This window comes from Labrys sp. KB_33_2 (assembly GCF_052114505.1).
Lineage (GTDB): Bacteria > Pseudomonadota > Alphaproteobacteria > Rhizobiales > Labraceae > Labrys.
Genome location: NZ_JBFREW010000024.1, coordinates 48,395 through 71,231 on the forward strand (window position 1 = coordinate 48,395; position 22,837 = coordinate 71,231).

At 62.2% G+C, this 22,837-nt stretch carries 16 protein-coding genes and 3 pseudogenes; 7 read left to right on the plus strand and 12 right to left on the minus strand.

Going from position 1 to position 22,837, the window contains the following annotated elements:
* Positions 1-21 precede the first annotated feature (21 nt).
* The 4 genes and pseudogenes from AB4037_RS31065 to AB4037_RS31080 all read right to left on the minus strand — a co-directional run bounded on the left by AB4037_RS31065 (position 22) and on the right by AB4037_RS31080 (position 8,941).
* The gene (locus AB4037_RS31065) at positions 22-957 is read right to left on the minus strand and encodes a DUF2493 domain-containing protein (RefSeq protein ID WP_441774157.1); all 936 of its coding nucleotides are present in this window, start codon (positions 955-957) and stop codon (positions 22-24) included.
* Positions 958-1,275: 318 nt separating this feature from the next.
* A complete protein-coding gene (locus AB4037_RS31070) occupies positions 1,276-2,313 on the minus strand; it encodes a DUF7146 domain-containing protein (protein ID WP_441774158.1) in 1,038 nt (345 codons plus the stop codon).
* Positions 2,313-6,645: pseudogene (locus AB4037_RS31075) on the minus strand (strawberry notch-like NTP hydrolase domain-containing protein). The gene AB4037_RS31070 and the pseudogene AB4037_RS31075 overlap by 1 nt, the downstream one beginning before the upstream one ends.
* Positions 6,646-6,811: 166 nt before the next feature.
* Positions 6,812-8,941, minus strand: coding sequence for a ParB/RepB/Spo0J family partition protein (locus AB4037_RS31080; RefSeq protein WP_441774159.1), 2,130 nt, complete (start codon positions 8,939-8,941; stop codon positions 6,812-6,814).
* 158 nt (positions 8,942-9,099) lie between these two features.
* Here AB4037_RS31080 and AB4037_RS31085 point away from each other — a divergent pair, with 158 nt between their 5' ends.
* The 4 genes and pseudogenes from AB4037_RS31085 (at position 9,100) to AB4037_RS31100 (ending at position 11,810) form a co-directional block, all read left to right on the plus strand.
* Positions 9,100-9,837, plus strand: a complete 738-nt coding sequence (locus AB4037_RS31085) for a GntR family transcriptional regulator (RefSeq protein ID WP_441774160.1) — start codon at positions 9,100-9,102, stop codon at positions 9,835-9,837.
* Positions 9,837-10,397, plus strand: a pseudogene (locus tag AB4037_RS31090) (sulfite exporter TauE/SafE family protein); the annotation flags it as partial. The gene AB4037_RS31085 and the pseudogene AB4037_RS31090, both read left to right, overlap by 1 nt.
* Positions 10,354-11,118 (plus strand): sensor histidine kinase, encoded by a 765-nt coding sequence (locus AB4037_RS31095; RefSeq protein WP_441774161.1) that lies wholly within the window; start codon positions 10,354-10,356, stop codon positions 11,116-11,118. The pseudogene AB4037_RS31090 and the gene AB4037_RS31095, both read left to right, overlap by 44 nt.
* Entirely contained in the window at positions 11,115-11,810 is a 696-nt protein-coding gene (locus AB4037_RS31100) for a response regulator transcription factor (RefSeq protein WP_441774162.1), read from the plus strand. Before AB4037_RS31095 ends, AB4037_RS31100 begins: the two co-directional genes overlap by 4 nt.
* A 521-nt stretch (positions 11,811-12,331) precedes the next feature.
* On the opposite strand, the gene scpB is transcribed toward AB4037_RS31100, so the two are convergent.
* Together scpB and AB4037_RS31110 are read right to left on the minus strand one after the other, a co-directional pair.
* Positions 12,332-12,967 carry an SMC-Scp complex subunit ScpB gene (scpB, locus tag AB4037_RS31105; RefSeq protein WP_441774189.1) on the minus strand — a complete coding sequence of 212 codons (636 nt, stop codon included), beginning with the start codon at positions 12,965-12,967 and terminating at the stop codon, positions 12,332-12,334.
* Between the two features lie 53 nt (positions 12,968-13,020).
* Positions 13,021-13,893 carry a DUF1403 family protein gene (locus AB4037_RS31110; RefSeq protein ID WP_441774163.1) on the minus strand — a complete coding sequence of 291 codons (873 nt, stop codon included), beginning with the start codon at positions 13,891-13,893 and terminating at the stop codon, positions 13,021-13,023.
* A 326-nt stretch (positions 13,894-14,219) separates the two neighbouring features.
* Here AB4037_RS31110 and AB4037_RS31115 point away from each other — a divergent pair.
* The 3 genes and pseudogenes from AB4037_RS31115 to AB4037_RS31125 form a co-directional block, all read left to right on the plus strand.
* Positions 14,220-14,447, plus strand: a pseudogene (locus AB4037_RS31115) (type II toxin-antitoxin system prevent-host-death family antitoxin); the annotation flags it as partial.
* 9 nt (positions 14,448-14,456) lie between these two features.
* A complete protein-coding gene (locus tag AB4037_RS31120; RefSeq protein ID WP_441774190.1) occupies positions 14,457-14,864 on the plus strand; it encodes a type II toxin-antitoxin system VapC family toxin in 408 nt (135 codons plus the stop codon).
* Positions 14,861-15,997, plus strand: coding sequence for a site-specific integrase (locus AB4037_RS31125; RefSeq protein WP_441774164.1), 1,137 nt, complete (start codon positions 14,861-14,863; stop codon positions 15,995-15,997). The genes AB4037_RS31120 and AB4037_RS31125 overlap by 4 nt, the downstream gene beginning before the upstream one ends.
* 411 nt (positions 15,998-16,408) lie before the next feature.
* On the opposite strand, the gene AB4037_RS31130 is transcribed toward AB4037_RS31125, so the two are convergent.
* The 6 genes from AB4037_RS31130 to AB4037_RS31155 all read right to left on the minus strand — a co-directional run bounded on the left by AB4037_RS31130 (position 16,409) and on the right by AB4037_RS31155 (position 22,782).
* A complete protein-coding gene (locus tag AB4037_RS31130; RefSeq protein ID WP_441774165.1) occupies positions 16,409-17,344 on the minus strand; it encodes a DUF3991 domain-containing protein in 936 nt (311 codons plus the stop codon).
* 193 nt (positions 17,345-17,537) lie between these two features.
* Complete coding sequence (repC, locus tag AB4037_RS31135; protein WP_441774166.1) at positions 17,538-18,821, minus strand: plasmid replication protein RepC; 1,284 nt, start codon at positions 18,819-18,821, stop codon at positions 17,538-17,540.
* A 235-nt stretch (positions 18,822-19,056) separates the two neighbouring features.
* The gene (repB, locus tag AB4037_RS31140) at positions 19,057-20,118 is read right to left on the minus strand and encodes a plasmid partitioning protein RepB (protein WP_441774167.1); all 1,062 of its coding nucleotides are present in this window, start codon (positions 20,116-20,118) and stop codon (positions 19,057-19,059) included.
* Positions 20,103-21,326: a plasmid partitioning protein RepA gene (repA, locus tag AB4037_RS31145; RefSeq protein WP_441774168.1), complete on the minus strand. Its 1,224-nt coding sequence runs from the start codon at positions 21,324-21,326 to the stop codon at positions 20,103-20,105. The genes repB and repA overlap by 16 nt, the downstream gene beginning before the upstream one ends.
* Before the next feature lie 1,009 nt (positions 21,327-22,335).
* Complete coding sequence (locus AB4037_RS31150) at positions 22,336-22,488, minus strand: hypothetical protein (protein WP_441774169.1); 153 nt, start codon at positions 22,486-22,488, stop codon at positions 22,336-22,338.
* Positions 22,489-22,497: 9 nt separating this feature from the next.
* Positions 22,498-22,782 carry a hypothetical protein gene (locus tag AB4037_RS31155; RefSeq protein ID WP_441774170.1) on the minus strand — a complete coding sequence of 95 codons (285 nt, stop codon included), beginning with the start codon at positions 22,780-22,782 and terminating at the stop codon, positions 22,498-22,500.
* Positions 22,783-22,837 lie beyond the last annotated feature (55 nt).

Below are 22,837 nucleotides of genomic sequence, written 5' to 3' on the forward strand. Positions count from 1 at the left end.
ATCCCCCGCGGAAGGCTTCGGTTAAGCACTCCCCTCGACCTTCATGACGGGGATGCCGAGTTTTCGGGCCTTGTCACCGAGATTTTCCTGGATGCCGGTACCAGGAAAGAGCAGCACACCGATCGGCAAGGTTTCCAGCATGGCGTCATTGCGCTTGAAGGGCGCGGATTTGCCGTGCCTGGCCCAATCGGGTTTGAACGCGATCTGCTTGATCCTACGATTGTCCGCCCATTTGGCGGCGATGAGTTCGGCGCCGCGCGGCGAACCACCGTGCAGCAGCACCATGTCGGGATGCCTGGCACGGACCCGGTCGAGCCTGTCCCAGATCAGGCGATGATCGTCGAAGTCCAGCCCGCCCGTCAGGGCCACCTTCGGGCCGGCAGGCACCAGCGTCTCGGTCTCGGCTTGCCGGCGGGCGGCAAGAAAATCCCGGCTGTCGATCATCGCCGCGGTCAGAGTGCGGTGATTGACCAGCGAACCGGACCGTGGGCGCCAGGGTGAGCCGGTATGGTGCTCGAAGGCCTCGGCGGCAATCTCGCGAAAGAGTTCCATGCTGTCGCGTCGCTCGAGCAGGGTCTGTCCTTCGGCCGTCAACCGCTCCAGGTCGACGGACTTCACCTCGCTACCGTCCTGTTCGCCCTGAAGGCGGCGTTGCGCCAGCTCATTGTCATCGAGCTCGCGCTCGACCCGGCCCGCGGCGCGATGAAAGAGATTGACGGTCGACCACAAAAGCTCACCGAGATCCGGCTCGAGGCGGGTCTCGCCGAGCGTGGCGATCAGGGCATCGAAGATGTCCGCGACCGCGCCGGCGACGGCATGGGCCTCGGGCAAGGGCCTCGGATCGGGATCGTCATAGAAGGGACGCCAGCCATGCAGCTGGAGCGTTGTGAGCACGTGATCGGTGGGGGATCCGGCGTAACTCGGTTCGAAACCAGCATTTGCGTCTTCGTGCATCATCGGGAGCTTCCTTCGTCGGGAGCCGCGTCCATCGCGGCCTTCGCAGGCGTCGAAAGCCCATGAATGGGACGGGTTGGCAGCTCTCGCGCCTTCGCGAGAGCCTTGATGGCCGAACCTGGCTATTTTGCCTCGCGATGCAAAGGCCGGCCTGCCGGCCGGCGGAAAATAGCCGGGTGCGGCCATTGCCCACCCGGCCCGTTTATGGGCCGATCGCCCTCTCCAGAAGGCCGTGGACGCGGCCTCGCCGGCAGGTGGAACCTGGCATGGCCTCAAAGACAGCGGCTGAATAACCGCCAGGCAGTCTTCTTCCCGATCCCCTCACCGCGCCATGAAGCGGACAATGTCCTCAAGGCGAAGCTGGTCCCGCAAAGCCTGCCGAAGGGCCTCGGCACCGGTTGTGCACAGATCTTCGTTGAAGTCGCCGCGCGCCGGTGACAAACCTATCGCCTCGATGCCGACGCCCGATGCCTTGTCGATCAGGCAATCGCATGCGCCGTGCCCCGCTGGATCGCGGTCCCTGATGACATAGAGCCTGCGCAACGACAATGGGAACAGGATGGCTGCCAGATGCCCCGCCGAGAGTGCGGCCAGCATCGGCATATCAGGCAGGGTCGTGCGGGCAGACAACACCGTCTCGATGCCCTCGCCGGCAGCGAGAACGTCCCCGGCGGTCCCGAAGCGGACGCCATGACCGAGCAGGTCGCCCATCGCCTTGCGCTGCGTGCTGATTGGAGCCTTGCCGGTGCCGTCGGGCGCGAGCCAGGTGCGATGCGCACCGGTGATCCGGCCGTCGAGATCGGTGACGGCGGCGACTAACGCCGGCCAGACCTCCGTCGGCGAATGTTCATCGGGGCGATAGTAGCAGCGCGGATGGAAGCGCAAGGTTCCGGCTCCGCGCAATGACGTAATGCCGCGACTACGCAAATACGTTTCCGCGAGCGTACCTGTGATGGGCTGGGCCATCGTGAAGAGACGGCGTGAGGCCTGCGCCGACGCCGGCGGTGCAGACGCGAGGCGGCAAGCCCTCCTCCCCGCCTCCGTTTCGCGATACGGGAGAGACAGGAAGTGCCGCGCTTCCTCGACCACGTCCGCAAAATCGACCAGGCCGCAGCTTTCGCGGATCACATCGAGCAGATCGCCATGTTCGCCAGGCACAGCGGCATCGGTCCACTTGCCGGCTGGACCTTTGGATGAGTCCGTCAGCCGCACATACATCGAGCGGCCCGGCGTGTTACGGGCATCGCCGACTTGCCAGTAATTGCCCTGGCGGCGTCCGGCGGAAAGATAATGCCGGCACACCGCCTCGGCCTGGCGGCCGAGACGATGTGCCAGATCGCGGGCTTGGAGGCGAGGCATCAGACTGCCTCCTTCTCGCCGATGCGCTCGAGCGGCCAACGCTTGAACAGCTTGCCGAGAACAGCTGAACCCTTTTCGTCGGCCGGCACGAACATCCTGAGCTTCCAGGAGATGATCTCGTGGAAGAGGCCATAGGCCGTAAGACGCTCGCGCATGGTGTCGGTGAAACCCGACAACTCGATGCGATAGGCGCCCATGGCCCGGACGCGACGAAGCTGCAGCCCCTCGGCAAGGTCCAGAATAGTGCGACCTTCCATCAGTGCGGTGAAGGCATGGTCCGGCGTAAGGGCGCTCGCGCCGGTCACGGCGGCATTGGCGGCCCAGGCCGCCAAGACTTTGCGGCCGATAATGCGCTCGCCCTTGTCTGTCTGAAGCCGATAAACACGGGTGGACCCATTCGGCAGCCTCTTCCAGATCGGCAACAACAGGCCGGTGACCACATGGATAGTGCTGTCGGAGAATTCCGGCACATCCGCGATCTCGGCATTCCAGGCGGTCGCAAACGTCTTCCGGTCGGTTTCGATCCAATGGGTTTCACCCATCGCCTTCAGCCCAATCGTTTGCGCCTCCATCGGCCGAACCAGCCGAACGCGGCGCTCGATCTCGCCGTCATCCAGCATGACGCTGGGCGCCGGGATCTGCACGGCAGCACGGCCTGAGCGCTCGTTGACCAGGAGCCTGGCGCCTGTTTCGCCGAGGCGATCGAGCGCCTCGGCGAGCATGACCGGCTGGTTGCGATCACGCTGGGTGATGGTCAACAGTCGGGTCTCGGCGCCGGTGCCCGGATGGGTGTAGATGGTCTGGCGGTCCGTGACAGTGAAATGTTCCGCCGTCAGTGTTTCCAGCCCGAGATCGTAACTGCCACTGGCGATAGCGCCCTCGATCCTGCGATTCAGCAAGTGCTCGAAGGCAGTGAACAAAATGCCCTGAAGCTCGAGCGTGAGCGCCAGGAGCCTGTTGAGAAAGGTAGTGATCGGCGGCAGTTCGTCCTTGATTCCGTTCGCGTCCGTCAGCGTCAAGCCGGTGACAGTCTCGAAGCGCTCGAGCGAACAGCCCTCGACCTTGCCGCGGACCAAGAGAAGGTAGAGCTGGCGCAATGCGTCGCGGGCATAGGTGCTCTCCAGATTGTCCTCCGGCCGGAACAGCCCCTGCCCCCCCCGTCTGGCGCTGGCCACGCGTGATCGCGCCCAGCGTGTCGAGGCGACGGGCGATGGTCGAGAGAAAACGCTTTTCCGCCTGCACATCAGTAGCGATCGGCCGGAACAACGGTGGCTGCGCCTGGTTGGTGCGGTGCGTGCGGCCAAGGCCCTGAATGGCCGTGTCCGCCCTCCAGCCGGGCTCAAGCAGATAATGGATGCGCAGCCTCGTGTTCGGCGCCGAGAGTTCGGCGTGATAGCTGCGGCCAGTGCCGCCGGCATCCGAGAAGACCAGGATCCGCTTCAAATCATCCATGAAGGCCTGCGCCTCGGCGAGATTGGCGGAAGCCGCGCGGTTCTCGACCACGAGACGATCGCTGCCGCCGGTGCCGGGCTTCCTGACGATGCGCCGGGACCTACCCGTCACCTCCGCCACGATCGCCGTACCGAAGTGCTGGACGATCTGGTCGAGTGCACCGGGGACCGGCGGCAGGCTGGCGAGCTTTTCGATCAGCGCCGCGCGGCGGGCGACCGCCTCTCGGCATTCGACCGGCTGGCCATCGCGGACAACCGCACGGGAAGAGAGATTGCCTTCGCCGTCGGTGAAGGGCTCGTAAAGCTGCACGGGAAAGGAATGAGCGAGATAATCCAGGACGTATTCGCGCGGCGTGATATCGACGCGCACATCGTTCCATTCCTCGGCCGGAATTTCGGCGAGCCGCCGCTCCATCAGCGCCTCGCCGGTGGAAACGATCTGGACGACCGCGGCATGGCCGTCTTCGAGATCGCGGGCGATCGAGCGGATCAAGGTCGGCGTCTTCATGGATGTGAGCAAATGGCCAAAGAAACGCTGTTTGGCCGACTCGAAGGCCGAGCGGGCGGCGGATTTAGCTTGCCGGTTCAGCGTACCCGACGAACCGGTGATGTTTGCAGCCTTCATTGCCGCGTCGAGGTGATTGTGGATCACCTGGAACGCACCCGCGTAGGCATCATAGATACGCGTCTGTTCCGGCGTCAGCGCGTGATCGAGCAGCTCATATTCGACACCCTCGAACGAAAGCGAGCGGGCGGTATAAAGGCCGAGCGCTCGCAGGTCCCGGGCCAGCACCTCCATGGCGGCGACGCCGCCCGCCTCGATCGCCTCCACGAATTCGGACCGGGTCGAGAATGGAAAGTCCTCGCCGCCCCACAAACCGAGACGCTGGGCATAAGCGAGATTATGGACCGTGGTCGCGCCTGTCGCCGAGACATAGACGATACGGGCGTTCGGCAAGGCATGTTGGAGGCGCAGGCCCGCGCGCGCTTGCTGTGAAGGGGCGATGTCACCGCGCTCACCCTTCCCGCCACCGGCATTTTGCATCGCGTGGGCCTCGTCGAAAATGATCACGCCGTCGAAATCGGCGCCCAACCATTCGACGATCTGCTTGACGCGCGAAACCTTCTCGCCGCGGTCATCGGAGCGTAGCGTGGCATAGGTGGTAAATAGGACGCCTTCCGCCAGCCCGACCGGGCGCCCTTGCGCGAAGCGCGATAGCGGCGTGACCAGCAACCGCTCCATGCCGAGGGCCGACCAGTCGCGTTGCGCGTCCTCCAGCAGCTTGTCGGATTTGGAGATCCATACGGCCTTGCGCCGGCCCTGCAGCCAGTTGTCGAGGATAATCGCGGCCGACTGGCGGCCCTTGCCGACGCCAGTGCCGTCGCCGATCATGAAACCACGGCGGAAGCGCACGGCATTCTCGGCATCTTCGCGAGCGGCGCTGACAACGTCGAAGGTCCCATCGACGGTCCATGATCCGGCGAGATAATCGGTATGGGCTTGGCCGGCATAGATGACGGTCTCCAACTGCGCGTCGGAAAGCACGTTGTGGATGTCGGCAGGCAGATGGGGTCGATAGCTCGGCTTCGGCGGGGCAACGGACGCCATCGCCGCCGACTGCACCAATTTGGTGGGATGGGCCTGAGATCCGGAAATACGGATGGTCTGCAATCCGTACCGCTCGTAGATCGCATCGCTGAGGCGAGCCCCTTCAGCCGGGGTCCAATCCACGGTGTCGTAGACGAGCGGCAGAGCCTGGGGATCGGCAAGGCTCGCGCGATTTGGCGCCGCTGCTGAAGTGCGGGCGCGATAGCCGCGGAGGGGTCTCACCGCAGGCACCGGCGCAGTGACCCGCGCCAATGGCAAGACCGGCGCACGCGGGGGCACCTGTTCGGCAATCCACGCCATCAGGGTCGCAACGTCAGGAGCGATGCCCCCGGTTGCCGGAACACTGGAGGGATCCTCGGCGGGTATCTTGTCGATCACCGTCAGACGGGTATCGATCGTCGTCCCGTGCTTGGCGAAGACCGAGCCCTCAATCGCAGCGGAGAACACGACACGGCCGCGCTCCTGCAGGCGGATCAAGGCATCACGCCAGACGAGCGTTTCCGGCCCGAAGTCTGCACCGGTGATGGCGACGAGGCGCCCGCCGTCGGCAAGCTGCGCCAGGGCGGAAGCGACATGTCGATAGGCAGCATCAGTGACGCGCCCCTCAACGCTCGCAAGCGCGGAGAATGGCGGGTTCATCACCACGACGGTCGGGACGAGAGCAGGATCGAGATGATCGTCGATCTGAGCGGCGTCGAAACGGGTGATAGGAAGTGCCGGAAACAGGGCGGAGAGAATGGCGGCTCGTATCGGGGCAAGTTCGTTGAGGATCAGGGTGGCCCCGGAGATCTCGGCGAGGATGGCGAGAAGCCCGGTCCCGGCCGATGGTTCGAGGACGCGATCGGCTGGCGTCGTCGCGGCCGCCGCGATGGCGGCTAGTCCGAGCGGGATGAGGGTTGAGAATTGCTGGAAAGCTTGGCCTTCCTCGGAGCGTCGCGTGTGGGTGGGGAGCAGGCCCGCGATCTTGCCAAGCAGGGGAACGGCCTGAGCCGGCGAACCGGCTTTACGCAAAAGCGCCTTTCCGTATTTGCGCAAAAACAGGACGGTTGCGACTTCGCAGGCCTCATAGGCGGATTTCCAGTTCCAGACTCCGCTCGCGTCGGACATGCCGAAGGCCGCCTCCATCGCGACGCGCAGCATCGCCGCGTCGATGCGCCGCCCGTGTTCGAGATGAGGAAGAAGCAAAAGAGCCGCGGCATGGATCGCAGCAGCGCCAATAGCCTGATCAACGGTGTGGGTCGTCAGTGCTGGCGAAACGATGTGAGCATTCATGGCAAGCGTCCTCGGAGAGCGACAACGGCAAGGCCCGCCAGCGCTCTCTCTCGGACCGGACGGGCTCAAACCCGTCCCGGCCGACCTCTTCCTCTCATCGCGAACTAAGAAAAATGCCCGGCATCCTCGCGGACACCGGGCATGTCGAGTCACAAAAAGCGCAGAACTATTCTGCGGCAACCCGAGGCTGCCCCTCTCCGTCTTCGGTCAGGGCGTCTTCGTCATCGTCGGCGAGGAATGCCGGGATGGCTTCATACTCGCCATCCGCATCCGGTGCGCCTTCCTCGATATCGAGATCGGTGAGCCGCAGCGGTTCGGGCAGCCAGCCGCTGTCGGCCAGGAGGCGTTCGGCTTCCTTGGCCATATCGCCCTTCTTCAGGTGACCGATGAGCTCGGCGGCACGCTCCCCCTCGCCCTCGCGAACCGCTTCGAGGATGCGCGCCTTGGTGACGCGGCCCAAATAGTTGGCAACGGTAGGTCGCCAGCCGGCTTGCGTCATATCCAGCCCGACCACCTTGGACAGGCGATCGGCCTCGGCCAGGCGCTGCTCGATGCCATGGCTCGAGATGCGGCCCCCGCCGTGGCGGTCGGCGCGGTCGTAGAGCGCGTTGACGCCGAACGACGCGCAATGCGCGAACAAATCGGCCTGCTCGGCACCGGTGAGCGCGGCGAGCGTATCCCATAGATCATCGACCTTCTCGGGGAGACGCTTTTGCCAGGCATCGTGGCGAGCCTCGATGGCCTTGGCGTAGTCGCAGTCGCGAAGACCTTCGGGCTGGGCCTGGAACGTCGTGCCGCGAACCGTGACCTCCATGGCGAAGCCATATTGGCGACCGGCGAAGAAGATGTCCTGACAGAATTTGTGCAGGACGGCGAGGAAGGCGATGGCAGGCTGGGTTGCCAGCTTGTCGCGCAATGCCAGGGTGCGATTGGCAGTGAGCTCCATGATGAGGCGGTCCGGCAATGGCTTGAGACCGTCATTTTCATCCTCCTCGGCCTCCGGAGGCTCGCCATCGATGGTGATCACGGCGCGCCGAATCCGCGCCACATCGACATTGCCGTCACATCCGGCAGCAACGCCGCCGGTGTCTTCTTCCAACGCCGTCGGCGCCTCATCATCCGGTTTGACGAAGCCGCGTTCGACCAGGAGGGAGCCATCGCCGCCGATGCTGACAAAGACACCGGCTCGCGCGATTTCAGCGGGGTCGAAACGCATGGGACGAGCTTGGAGTGCCTCAAGCGCCGTCTCGATTTCACCCAAGCGCTGATCGACATCATCCGGCAGCTCATCGCTATCCTCATGGTCGGCCTGAAGCCTGTCGAATTCGGCACGCAGGGCCTCGAGCGTTGCGCGTTCATCCTCGCTCATATCGACGGGCATACCCTCAAGCTCGCGCATGCCATGGGACGCTCCATAGGCAAAGGTCGCAGCGATATCGATCCATTTCCAACCCTCCTCGGCGATCTCCTCGGCGCGTGTCCGCAGCTTCTCGGCAACAAGGCGGTCGAGAAGAGCGACGTCCTGCAACCAGCCGCCACCGTCGGACTGGAAGAGATCGCGCAGCATAGACCCGCCAGCCGCTTGATAGGCCTCGATGCCGACAAAGACAGCGCGCTTGTCCGATGCTCGCACAGCATCGTCCGTCAGCATGCGGCGGATCTGGTAGGGTTCCTTCGACCAAGCGTTCTTGAGCTGCTCCCAGATCTGCTCCTGGCGGTCATGATCGTCGGTGACCGAAAACGCTTCGAGTTGCGCGATTGTCATGCCGTCATCGGCGTAGACGTCGAGCAGGGCGGGCGACACGGTGCAAAGCTTGAGGCGCTGCTTGACGATGTTGACGGAGATAAAGAAGGCACCCGCGATCTCCTCCTCGCTCATGCCCTTCTCGCGCATGGCGTGAAATGCCCGGAATTGATCCAGTGGATGTAGGGGAGCGCGCTCGATATTCTCGGCGAGCGAAACCTCATCGATCATGACGTCGCTATTGGCGGAGGAGACGACACAGGGCACCAGGGCGCTCTTGCCGAAGCGCTTCTGCTTGGCAAGCAGTTCCAGCGCCCGATAGCGACGGCCGCCAGCTGGCACCTCATACAAGCCGGTCTCCCCGCCTTCCGCATCGACGACCGGACGCACATGCAGGCTCTGGATGAGGCCGCGCCTGGCAATGGATTCGGCCAATTCTTCGATCGAGACGCCGGCTTTGACGCGCCGGACATTGGCCTGGCTCAGTACCAGCTTGTTGAAGGGAATGTCGCGCGAAGACGACAGGGTGATCTTCTGGGTGGCAGCCGCCATGATGTTTACTCCGCGACGGGCGCCGAGAGCCTTTCTCTCGAGCCCAACCCGTCACGAACATCCCAGCCCGTCTCTCACTCTCTCAGCCTCAAACGGCAACATTGGGCACTGGTACTCCATGGGTTGACACGTCGACATAGGGACGTCATGATGTCTCTATGTCGATTACTCCTGACGTAGGTCCTCGCTACGCCCAGATCGAAGCCGTCATCGCCGGAGAGATCGCCTCGGGCGAGTTGGCCCGCGGGGGCCAATTGCCGCCGGAGGACCGGCTGGCCGATAGGTTCGGCGCCAGCCGGACGACGGTCCGCAAGACCATCGAGAACCTCGTCAGCCGTGGCCTGGTCGAGATCCGGCGTGGCAGGGGAACCTTCGTTTGCGAACCCAAGGTCACGCAGGAACTGACCGAGTTGCGCGGATTCGCCGAGGACATGGTGCTGCTCGGCCGCCATCCGACGGCGCGCTTGATTTCAAAGGCAGTTGTCCCGGCCTCCAAGGATGTGGCTGCCAATCTGGACCTGCCGCAGGGCACCCAGGTCTGGCGGATCGAGCGCGTGCGGCTGGGAGACGGCGTGCCGATGTCGTTCGACGAAACCTATCTCCCCCTGGAGATCGGCGAGAAGGTCGTTGCCAACGATCTGGAGGCAGAACCGATCTTCGACCTGCTCGAAGGCAAATATGGCCTGTTGCTCCTGGAAGCCCGCTATCAGCTTGAAGCCACGATCGCCGATGCGCCCGTGGCGGCCGCGCTCGATGTCGCAATCGGCAGTCCTATCTTCCTCATTGAACGCACCTGTTATGTCGAACGTAACAGGCCGGTCGACTACGAGAGGCTCTACTACCGCGGTGATCTCATTCGTTTTTCGACGCGCCTGTCGCGCCGCCCGCGCGGTTGATTGGAGGCGTCTTGTCGGTAGAGACGATTTTTTGGCTGTTCGTGGTGTCGTTTGGATCCAGCGCGCTCGGCGGCGTGCTCGGCATGGCGAGCGGGATTTTCATCGTGGCGATCCTGACGTTGTTCTTCGGCATCGATATCCATATCGCGATCGGCGCGAGCCTGGTCTCCGTCATCGCCTGCTCCTGCGGGGGCGCCGCGCCCTTCCTGAAAGCGCGCCTGACCAATGTACGCCTTGCGCTCGTCCTGGAAACCGCGACAACGCTGGGGGCGCTGACCGGCGTTCTGCTGATCGGGATCATTCCCACCGCGTTCCTGTATGGGCTGTTTGCCTTGATCCTGATAGTGTCCGCGCAGCAGATGCTCGCCCGGCGCCGCGAAGCACCACCCATCGCCATCCCCCCTGAACGCAGTTGGGGAACGCAGTTGCGGCTGCATTCGAGCTTTCCCGATCACCCCTTTGGCACGGAGGTGACCTATCATGTCAGCCGTGTCCCCCTCGGTCTCGTGCTGATGTATGGCGCGGGGCTGGTCTCGGCGCTGCTCGGCGTCGGCTCGGGTGGACGCAGAGCGCACCTTGCGTGAGGAGCAGGCGGATTTCACGCGCATGGTCAGTCATGAGTTCCGCACGCCGCTCGCCATCATTCGCAACGCCATCGATATGATCGGCCTCACCGGCAACCCATCTCAGCCAGCGACCCAGGAGCGGCTCTCCGGGATCCGGGAGGCACTCAATCGCCTGTTTTCCGTGATCAACCGCTTCATGGTGGAAGACCGGGAGAACAGCTTTCAGCCCGAATATATGGAGATTGGCTCCCTGATGGGGGATGTGCGTCTGCATTTCGAGATGACGGCGCGCGGTGACCGCCTGCACTTCCCCCTCCAGGACCAGGCCATGTCCATTTGCGCCGATCCGGACATGCTGGCGACGGTTCTGATCAATCTCATCGACAACGCCCTCAAATACTCGCCGGGCGACGCGCCGATCCACATCGTGACCAGGCAACAAGGCGCAGCGATGATAATCGAGGTGCGCGATCGCGGCATCGGCATCCCCCACGCCGAACTCGACAAGATCGGGCGCCGCTTCTTTCGGGCCTCCAATGCGAAGGCGATCACCGGGACCGGCCTTGGCCTATATTCGGCCCGGCGGCTCCTGGCCTATCATGGCGGCACGCTGCAACTGGACAACAACGACCATGGCGGCACGACTGCCATCGCGCGCGTACCCCTGTCTCGTACACAATCCAACAAGGCCGTGCCGGAGGAAGCAATGGTATGACGCACATCCTGATCGTCGAGGACGAACCCCGGTTGCGCAAGGATCTGGCCGATTTCCTCAAACTGAGCGGCTTCACCACCACGGGCGCCGCGACAGCGGATGAAATGCGCAAAGCCCTGGCCAACGGCGATGCCCCCGCCGTCGTCGTCCTCGATGTCGGGCTGCCGGACGGCAATGGCTTCGAGCTGGCCACCGAGATTCGCCAGACTCACTCCTGCGGCATCGTCATGCTGACCGCGCTCGGCGACAGCGACGATCGCATTCGAGGCTTCGACAGCGGCGCCGATATCTATCTCGTCAAGGACAGCACGTTGCGCGAGGTCGAGGCGGCAATCCGCAGCCTGCTGCGCCGGGCCGGCGGCGCACCCAGCCCCGGGCTGGGCACTGACGACCGCTGGATTCTGGACAGTAAGGGTTGGCACCTGATCGCGCCAAATCAGCATGCGCTCAAGCTCACGGCCACCGAGTTCGCCTTCATGAGCGTGCTGTGCAAACGAAGCGGCGAAGTGTGCCAACGCGAGGATCTCGTCGAGATCTTGATGCGTCCCCGGTCCAGCTTCGACAATCGCCACCTTGACGCCGTCGTCAGCCGGCTGCGTCGCAAGGTGGAGCAGCATTTGAAGGTGCCCGCGCCGATCAAGGTGGTTTACGGGGTAGGCTATACATTCACGACCACTGTCGCAGTGGCATGAGCCCCGCTCGGCCACGGGCCATATTGATAACGCGACGTGGATTGTCACCACGTGACTGCTGCATCGCTTCAGGCTCGTCTTGGCCGGGGCGCTTATTCTATCTTCCTCGGCCTCTGCACGGCCTATGCGGTGTGGATGGGTCCCGAAACCTGTGAGGACGATATCGCAACCGATCAGGCAGAGACCGAATCCACAGCGGAGCGGGCGCGGACGCAGGTTGCGTAACGACGAGCAGGAACAAAAAAGCAATGGAGCCCGGGTTTGCAAGCATGAATCCGGCATCGCGAGCCTCGTTCGGCTCACGTGTCCGGACCGCCATCGCGGTCGCGACCTTCCAAGGGGCGATCGTCCTGGGGCGACATAAATGGACGGCCATGGCTGACTGCTTTGAATGAGGCGGGATGAACAGACTTCGTGCCACCGAACAGATGCCCACGAAGGGCTGCAATGTGCCTGACGAGCGAAACCGTTGCATCACTCGCTCTGGGTCTCGCAAAGGGAGATGCGAGGCTTCGGCACCGTCAGAAGACAGCGCCTTCGTCATCCCCCGCCTCGTCCTCCTCCGACGTCGTCCTGCCGGGAACGTCTTCCAAGGCTTCGGCCAACAGCCTTTCCTTACTTAGCAGTCCCGCGTCCTCGAGCATCTCGATATCCGGCAAGTCGCGCAAAGTCTGGAATCCGAAGTGGGCGAGGAAGCCTGGCGTCGTCACATATGTATAGGGCGCGCCGGGCTGCGGACTGCGCGGCCCTGCCCCCACGAAACCGTCGGCGCGCAAGGCGCCAATGAGATCGCGGCTGATCTCGCGTCCAAGCATCTTGCCAAGGTCGGCGCGGGTCACCGGTTGAAAATATCCGATAGCCAGCAAAACAGTTGCTTCCAGGGACGTCAACTCCGATTGCGGCGGATCGATCAACCCGGCGGCGTGAATGGCGCCGGCAAAAGCGGTTCGGGTACGATGCTGCCAGCCCCCCGCCACTGCAACCAGATCATAGGGCCGATCGGCCAGTTCGGCTCGAATATCGTCGATAAGAAGATCGAGATTGGCGCCTTCCCCCACGATCTTGGCAAGATCTTCGCGGCTCACCGGTTTGGATGCAGCAAAGATCACCGCCTCCACCCGTCCCATCCATTGTCGCCAGCGCAACGCCGGCGGCATATCGGCCAGCTCGCGATCAAGACCGGGCGGGGGAGATTTGAGCCCGGACACGGCTACAACCCATAAAGCCGAAACGTGGCGCGCCCGCTGAGCTCGCGCACGGCACCAAGATCCACCAGGCGATCGAACAGGCGACGCTGAGCCCGATCGCTCATCGCCCCCAGCACCATGCTCGGCGTGAGCGCGTCGTCATCCAATAACGCCATGATGACGGCCCCGGCCTGTTTGGCGCGCAACTTCGGCACGGCGGCCCGCAGCACATGCGCGCGTCGCTCCAGATCGCAGGCCAGATCCAGGGCGGCGGTTGCCGCAAGCGCATAGATAGTGGCAAGAGTGCGAGGCCAGCCGCCCTCCCCCGGCCGCGGGCGGCGGCGCGGCTCCCCGACGCGCAAGATCGCATGACCGATCTGAGTCATCAGCAGCGGCACCGGAACCGGCCAGCCCATTATCGAAGCGAGCATCCGGTCGGCAAGCATCAGCGCCAAAAGCTCGGCCTGCGCAGACTGTGCGACCACCGAATCGGTAAGTTCAATCACCGTCCTCAAGACGGACATGTCACCATCGGCGCCGACCTCCAGCCGAGTGGCAAGTTCACCCTCCCCGCCCCTGAGGTCTATGCCGAACGCTGCGGCGGCCTTCAAAATATCCTCGCCCGACCAGCGGCTCCTGCTCTGAGCCAGCTGGCGCCAGACCTTGAGGATGTGGCCGGAAGGTCCTGGATCCGAATCCGAGGCGCGAAAGCACCAACCATCGCGCAGGGCGCCCACATCCTCGCGTCGACCCACCAGGCGCACGGTCGCCGCAGCGGCCGTAATCGCCAGGCGCTGCCGCCACACCCCCGCAAACACGGGCTCGGTGCGCAAGAACGCATCGAGCGCGGCCAGGCTCGCGCCGGCATGGAAGAACGAATCTGCCTCCGTCGCCAACGCTCCCTTAACCCTGGCCCAACCGGGCACGGGACGCACACGCGCAAGCGATGATAGGGTATTTTCCGGTGCTGGCATGACCGCTGGACGGTAAACCCGAGCGGCGCTTTTGGCCAGTCTTAAGTCACAAAAGCGCCGCGCCCGTCGATAAAATAAAACGAGCGATAATGTTGCATTATCGTTCGTTATTCTCCTTATAATGATGACAACGCTGGAATCGCACAGCGCGGCGCACACAAGCCTCTCCTTGAAGGCCGCAAGAGCGCCCTGCCCAATCGAACTCTGTCCTCATATAGCCAGACAGTCTGGCTAGGAGTGCCGCAATTATGGAATGGCAGCTACAGGACGCCGAGAGCCAGTTTTCCCGGATCGCCCAGAAGGCCCAGTCCGAAGGGCCGCAGATCGTCACCTTGCGCGGTGAGCGTACGGTCGTCGCGTTGTCGACTGCCGACTACGATGCGCTGTGTGCCGGCCGTCCGAGCCTGGTGGACGATCTGCTCGCCGGCCCCGCCTGGGATGAGGAGCTGGCCGGGCTAGTCGCCAGGCAGCGACGCCGCACTCTGATGTATCTCCTCGACACCAATATCTTCTCCGAGGCCGGGTGCGGCTCAGCGCCAGCTATATCCTGGCTACGCCCGGTTAACTCCACCAGCGGCCATCTCAGCACGATGACGCGTGGCGAGATCATGCGCGGCATCGCGCTGAGGCAGAAATCCGATCCCCGGAGGGCGAACCATCTCGTCGAGGGGCTACGCAAGCCCCGCCCCGCGCGCGCCGGCCGTATCCCACGGGTAACCGGTCCAATCTGCATCGGGAGGGGTCGGATCGCCCCGACCCGGTCGCGAGGCGACATTAACGGACTGATCGCGGCCGCCGCGATGGTGCACGACCTCATTCTCGTCATCCGCAACGTGGCTGACTTCGACGGCACCGGGGCGTCGGTAATCAATCCGTGGAAGGTCAAGACATGACGGCCGGCAATTCTCAATCGCCCGGGCATCCCGCCGGCCAACAAGCGCCCTCGCCCTCCGCCCGTCCTGTCGTCGTCAGCACCGCTATAGCGACGGGGCCAGACGCCGCGGCACTCCTGCCCACCGAGGAATCCCCCCTGGCCCTGCCCGCTCATCTGGGCGCGGTCGCCGAGCAAGCTCGCGGCTATGCCAATGCCGCGAGTTCAGCGAACACCCGCAAGGCCTACGCTTCGGACTGGCGGCACTTTTCCAGCTGGTGCCGGCGCCAGGGTTTGGAGGTCTTGCCCCCCTCGCCCCAGATTGTTGGGCTCTACATCACCGCCTGTGCTTCGGGCGCATTGACGGCAGATCGCCGGCCAAATTCCGTCTCAACGATCGAACGCCGGCTTTCCTCGCTGTCTTGGAATTATGCCCAGCGTGGCCAGCAGCTCGACCGAAAAGACCGACATATCGCCACCGTGCTGGCCGGCATCCGCAACACCCACGGGCGACCGCCGGTGCAAAAGGAAGCCGTGCTGCCAGAAGACGTCATCGCCATGCTCGAGGTACTCGATCGCGGCACCTTACGCGGCTTGCGCGACCGCGCCATGCTGCTCGTCGGCTTCGCTGGCGGATTGCGTCGTTCCGAAATCGTCGGTCTCGATGTCGGGCGCAAGCAAACGGAAGACGGCCGCGGCTGGATCGAGATCCTGGACAGCGGCATGCTGGTGACGCTGCGCGGCAAGACCGGCTGGCGCGAGGTCGAAATCGGTCGCGGGTCATCGGACGCCACCTGCCCGGTGGTCGCCCTGCAGACCTGGCTGAAGTTGGCGCGGATCGGCCACGGCCCCCTGTTCCGACGGGTAACAGGGCACGGCAAGGCGGTCGGCGCCGAGAGGCTGAACGACCAACAGGTCGCGCGGCTGGTCAAACGCGTAGCGCTCGCCGCCGGTGTGCGTGGCGACCTGTCCGAGGACGAGCGGGAAAAGAAATTTTCCGGTCATTCGCTGCGCGCCGGCCTTGCTTCGTCAGCCGAGGTCGATGAGCGCCATGTCCAAAAGCAACTCGGCCACGTTACAGCTGAAATGACGCGTCGATATCAGCGCCGTCGCGATCGGTTTCGCGTCAATCTCACCAAAGCCGCCGGCCTGTGACGCTCTTTCCGGGATACCTTCAAGCGATTGGCTGAGGGAGGAACTCGTTCAACCAGCGCTTTCAAGAAGATCTGAATGGCGGGCCGTGCCTCCTGCCTGCGCGGCTGGAAAGCTCGCTCAGTCGATCGCAAGGTACGCGAGTGCCAAGCTGCCCGCACTCTCATAGAAACGCTTGTCGCCCATTTCCATTTTTACCGGGTTGGACACTTCACTAGCCGGCTATTTTGCCAGCAAACGGGGCTGGCTGAATGAGCGCCTCCCCTGCTCTTTCACCCTTTCGAGAGCCAGGCTCCATCCAGCGTGAGGCAAGACTCTGGCGGCCAGCCTTGTTGGCCACGAAAACTCCTTTGCGCCTCCCGAGGCACAAGGCGGGATTTCATTTCGATTCATCGTCCGGTGTCGGCCGTCAAGTTACGCGCTCGCCCGCAAGCCGGCTTCAGGTCGCCTGCCCGCCTCGCGTTGTTGTACGATCTCATCATTCCAGTCCACGGCTCCCGGCCAAAGCCTGACAAAGCCAGCCCCCTGTGCGAGCGCAATATCGCGAAGGCGAGCAGCGTAGATATCGCCCTGGTCATTTGCATCGCATCCAGCGACGATTTGAGCGCCGCGCCGTGATGCCAGGGCCCTAACATACTGCTCGGTCGCCGGCGCCCATCCTCCGCCGGTACTGGCATAAACGCTGTCCGTCCGATAATTCTCCAACGCAGCAAGACTCATGGCGTCGATGGCAGCTTCGGTGATACACACCCTTCGCGAGTTCTCCTGTCCAAGCAGGAAGAGGGCTTTGGCGCCTTGGGTAGCAAAACCGCGCCACTGTGGTCCTCTCTCCTCCCATCCAACCAGGTCACCCGAAGGATCGGTGTGCGCGGCCCAGATGGTTCCTCTTGTTCCTTCTCGCAACTTTCCGGTGCTGACGGCCATATCGACGATTTGATCAGGGATGGCTCGCACCTCCGTCAGATAGGTCCACGCCGGGGAGCCGGGCACCGGTAGTCGCCGGACCGACCAGCGTGAGCAGACATCAACGGGGCTGGCGTGCCGCGATCGGCGCTGCCAGAGCGGCGCGCGAGGGACGAAACCGACGAGTTCGCTTACACACTGGATGGCCGCGGCAAAGTCCGCGGCTCCAAGATGCCGCGCCAGGGAGAAGACATCACCCTTGGCATCCGACAACGGGTCAAACCAGCCTCGTCCCTGATGGATGACGATGATGATCTCCCCCTCGCTCCTGCGGTATTTGGCGGCCTTGGACGTACTCTCGCGAAGATCGATCTTCCAGCCGCGAGTTTCAAGCAGAACGGAGCACAGCACTTTTGCCTTGAGCAGTTCGCGATCGAATCCCGTCATCTGGCGCTTCCTTCATGCCAGGTCCGAGGCAATGGCTGGTCGCGCCGACACGTTACAGCTGTAACCTCGTCGCGCCACTTTATTGAAACGACGGTGTTTTTCTTCGCGTTTGTGAGCCAGTCCCTGGACATGCCGGAGCGATGGAAGCCGCCGGCCACCGGAACAGTTACAGCTGTAACCCCTACGATCACATTCATCCTCCCTGCTCCTGTTCACGTTTCAAAGCGCTGTCAGCCAAGCCAAACAAGGTCTTTTCCAGATGAAGTCGACCATCCATGGCTCTATCGATCATGGCCCGGAAGTAGCCGCCGGGGCTCGATATCTGATCGGGGTTGCGGACTGACTTTTCCAGCACGGTAATGAGGATTGCGGCCGCGCCATAGCGCCCGACCCGACTTATGCCCTCGCGCCAGGCCACTTCCGACAAACCAATCAGCCTGCGCATGATTTCCGTGCAGCCGGCAAGGTCCGGCCAGCTTTTGAGCGGGCGACCAGCGATCTCGCAGGCTTGGGGGCAAGCCGATCGCAGCAATCCCACCGATATCGAGGACAGGACGAGTGATTGAATTTCGTCGGCACTGCGGGTGGCGATGGCAGCATTTTGCCGTGGCGGTGTCGGCAAGGCCCGCGCCGACTTTTTTTCGGTTGGAAAGGCGGCCGCATGGCGGCCGTGATCTTCAGGATGATGTTCTCGCTCGGTAGAGCGAGGCCAGTTGCTATTACTTTCAATAGAGTCTGGAGGGGTTGTATTAATATTAGGACTGTCGCTGGTGTCACCCTCGGCTGACAAATCAGACACGGCCTCGAGGTGGGTGGCCTGGTTAACGATTTTAAGGTGGAGGTCTTCAAACGCCTGCGCCTCAACCTCAACGGGCAGGCCCTGCGTCACGATCGCATCCAGTTCCTCGCGCCACGGGCCCGCAAAGTCAGGATAGGCTTCACAAGCATCCACAACGGCGCGGGAAAGCCGCATTTTTGTCCGACGTGCCGCTTGTTCGTTGCTCAATCGCAGCTGAAAAGCCCCGGCCAAGGCTTTTAATTCCTCGATCCGCACGCGCGCCGGCGTAAAATCGAGGCCGTATCCCTTGTCGATCTCGCCATCCTTATCGCGATAGATAAAGCGCCGCCCCGTTGGACTGTCGCGATAGGCCACGATGCCGGCTTCCACCAGGCGCCGAATGCACCGGGTTACCTGGCGCTGCGAGCGCGCTGTGTACTGGGCCAGCTTCGCGTTCGAAATTGCGACGATTGGACGGTTTGCGCCCTTCCAATCATCCGCCCGCGAAAGACCGATCAAGATATCCATGATATGATAAGTTGATCCGTCGATCCCAAGAACGGGCGCAGCCTTCTTGAGAATGACGGCAACTTCCGCCTTCGAAACTTCGGGAACATCATTCGCCATGGCGAGGCGTGCGCTTGCCAAAATTGCAGGCGTGATACGTCGAAACGAGGCGATTTGCGTCGCTTGGGGCATAACTGACCGTTCCACGGCCCTTCAGCCGCGGCTCCACCGCTTGAGTAGGGGATAAGCCAGCAAATCGGCACGCACTATCGCACCCCGACTGGAAAGCAGGGCTTGATTGTGCAAGCGCCCCGTCATAGAATCAGTTTGTCACCACTGATGCTTACGGAACTGCACCGTTCTGTTGGCCAGTATGAAAGGGCTTGCTGATTGGCGTCGGTGAGCCCTTTTCCTTTTGAGCGTCACGTCATGATCTCGTTCCTCGTTCGGAGCGCTTGAACTCGTCCACAAGCTGGGGCAGCCGTTCGAGAAGCCAAGTCGACAGTCCCGGAACCGGCGCATGCGGAATGGAAATCTGCACGGCCTTGGCTGTGCGTCTGGCAAAGATCGAAAGTCCTTCGCCAAGGTCGATCTGTTCGCTTTCACCTCTATCGGCGGGCACCCTCCGGCTGAGCAACTGAAGAACGCCAGCAAATCTGTCGTCGCTGCTCACGGCCCGCCAGTGATCGGACGCGACCAGTCCGTTGACGGCCGAGCTGATGTCGACGGGCAGCTTCTGGTTTTTGAAGAACGATCCGAGTTTCTCCCATTTGGGGCGGCCCACCGAGGGAGCAGGACCGATCTTGCGGATGAGCTCATCGGGCAGGGCGCCCGCCGTCGTCGTCAGGATGGAGATATAAGCCAGCCCCTTTGCTTCGCCACGGCCCAGCGCCTTCGCGATGGTTTCCCGGCTAAAGCCCCGTTTCTTGAGCTCAATGGCAAATAGCGCTTGCTCGATGAAGGACAGGTTTGCCCGCTCCGTGTTCTCGATGCCCTGGGCAAGAACGAGCTGCTCGTCGGTGAGCGGCAGCACGATCGCCCGAACAGGAATTCCCAGGATCTGGCACGCGCGCAGGCGACGATGGCCGTAGGCAACCTGATAGCCGCCGGCTTTGTCCGCAACCGGACGGACAAGGATCGGCAGTCTTTGTCCCTCGCTTCGAATGCTCTCGACAAAAAGCGGAAACTGCGGATCTCCCTCCATGTCCAAACGATCGCGCACGAAGGAGGGCACAACTGTTACCGGGTCGAGTTCGACCACCGCTTCAGCCGACTGGAGCTGCGAGCGCAAGCGTTCGTTTTCAACTTCCACCGCTGAAAAGGAGTGCTGCATCGACTTCACCGCGCCCGACATTCCAGCCGAGTCCGGGCGAGGTTTGTCGAGGGCAGGGGAGGGCAGGTGCTTTTCAAGTTCGGCCCGGTCCACGGTGCCAAACAAGCGCTTGATGTGGTTGGAGCGGTCCTTGGCGTTCGTCATCGGTGGCCCCACACTTGTTTGATGTGGTTGAGGATCTCCCGGTTGACCGCGTCCACCGATTCAAGGGCACGGGAAAGCGTATCGCGGCCGATCGATCCCCTGGCCATCTCATAAAGGCTCTTTTTTTCCAGGCCGGCGTTGGCGATAGCTGTGGTCTCGACCACGACCGGTGCCAGTACATCTGTTCCGAACAAGGATCGCAGCAGGGCGACGATGTTCACCTGCGGCACGTCGTGGGGATTGTGCCTGGTCAGAACGTAACGCACGAAGTCGTGCTTGAGCACGCCACCATTGTCCTCGATCACCCGCAGGATGTCGCTGGTCATCTTGAGGAACTGGCTCATGCTTGAAACATCCAGCATTGCCGGGTGCACTGTGACGAGCATCGCGGTTGCCGCATAGAGCGCTCCCAGCGTCAGATAACCCAGTTGCGGCGGAGCATCGATGAGCACTACGTCATAGTCGGCCTCGACGCTGGCGATCACGGATTGAAGGCGGCGAAAGAACATCGCCTCGCCGCGACCATCGCCACGGGCGATCGCCTGCGGCGTTTCATGCTCATATTCCATGAGCTCCAGATTGCCCGGAACGAGGTCGATACCGTCGAAATAGGTCTTGCGGATGACGTCCTTCAGCGGCACGCGCTGGCCGGCATCGTAGCGGATGGCACCATAGACCGTCTGATTGTCGCCGAAATCGAGTTCCGGCTGGAAACCGAACATGGTCGAGAGTGAAGCTTGCGGATCGAGATCGATCGCAAGGACACGCAAGCCTTCGAGCGCGAGAAAATGTGCCAGGTGGATCGTCGTCGTCGTCTTGGCCGATCCTCCCTTGAAGTTGGCGACTGCAATGATCTGCAGCTTTTCTTCGCCGCGCCGGCGCGGCAGGAAGCTCAGGGCTTCCTTGGGCCGCTTTGCGGCGAGGTGCTGGCGGATTTCATTGATTTGGGTCAGGGTATAGGCACGCCGGCGATTATCTTTGCCGTGGAGCTCGGGGGCAGCACTCTCGCCGTCTAACGACATCTGCCTGAGTGTCGATTCGGCAATGCCTACCAACGCTGCCGCCTCGCGTGATGTAAAGGTCTTCAGCGACTTTTTGGCCTCGGGCGGATAGAGTTGCGAGCGAAGTGCCTGCAATTGCGCCGTCAGCAGCTGCGAGTGCCGCGTGATCTTGGCGATCGAAGGCTCGCTTTCGAATTGATATGCCACCGCTCCGGCCATTTCGCTCTCGACGGAAAAATTATGATAATCGAAGAAAAAACGTCGCGAGACAGTTGCCCGATTCCCACAACCGGTCAAACTATATTTGGTTAATGAGATCTTAACGATGGGGCGACCACCCGACCATCCAAGTGAGATTGCGGCGTCCTTTCAATGAGTTGTCGTACATCGCGGGCCCTGGTCGCATGACAGTCCCTTGCAGATTTGCACTGAAAACGTCTCAGCCGCCGACGCTACTTTAGTGAATTGTCGAAATTCGGCACCGCGCGCACCTAGAATCAACGGCGCGGTTGGGCTGACTCTCAATCGCATTCAGGGATAGTGCAGAGCAGGGCAGGGGATTGCCCATTGCTGCCCTCAACGGTTGATGGTGCGACCACCATTCAGCGGACAACGACGTTAAAGGCACATCTGCGCTCTGACCGGCCTATGGTGAAGGTCGTCAACGGGCGCGACGCGAACCGTTGACTGGCGACCGACCCATACTTCATGGCTGCATTAACCGGGCAGGGGAGGGGCGGGGAGTTTGGGAAGCATCAACAAAGGACGTTATTAAGTTATCCGGCTAATTATTATACTTTCTTGGTCCTTCAATGCCTTGTAAGAGATCCCAATTGTTCGCAGTTGACCCCGGTAGCGGCGTTTCGAAGATTGCGCAGAGGCAGCAATCCTGCAGCGGGTATAACCTTGCGTGGCCCGCTGCGGTCCGACGTCGCCAAAGCGCCACCACTCTGAATGGCAAAACGAATTTAGCCGCGAGTTTCGGGAAGTAGTGATGACGGATGAGAACGAGCAGCGTGATGTCGCGACCAAGGGCGGCCAACGCAGCCCGGCGGATAAGCACGAGGGGCAGGGGCACAGGTGACGTTGCCCCTCCTGTCTAATCCAGATTGAAGTTCGTTCTGGCCCATTGAGAGGACCAGAACATGAGGCGCAGTCGCTTGGGGTCGTTTGCGGGAGGGGGCGGAATTCTACGCTAAGCTTAAGTATGTCTCTGTTGTGCCGCCCTTCATAAATTCCCCTTCAGTAAGGTTGTGATCTCGCTTTCCGGCTTGCGATGGACCGCCAGCCAGTCGATATCAGGTTCGTCACTTTTGCCTTTTTCAACGATACCATCGCAGACTCGCCATTGCCCCCAGGGTCTCTTTTTCGCATCGGTCATTGCAAACGCCTATGACCCTGATCCGACCTTGCCGCGATTGCGCTTGATCGCCGAAACGATCCAGATCGCTGTATTCAATAAGATAAGGAATCCAACTGCGAATAAGAGAATAGTTGCCGCATCGTAGGCTGATTGATTGCTCAAAATGAATCCGAACAATTGGCCTGCGCAATCATCACATCCGCTCCGAGAAAAATACGCTGCCGTATCCACAAAACGGAGCATGCTCCAGGTCAGTAACCCTTGATAGAGAATGCCAGATAGTATGAGCACTTTCCATTTCGTATCGAACATGGCTTGTCATCCTTGCCTGGGCTCGGTCGGCACCGTCACAGCATTCATGCGGCAC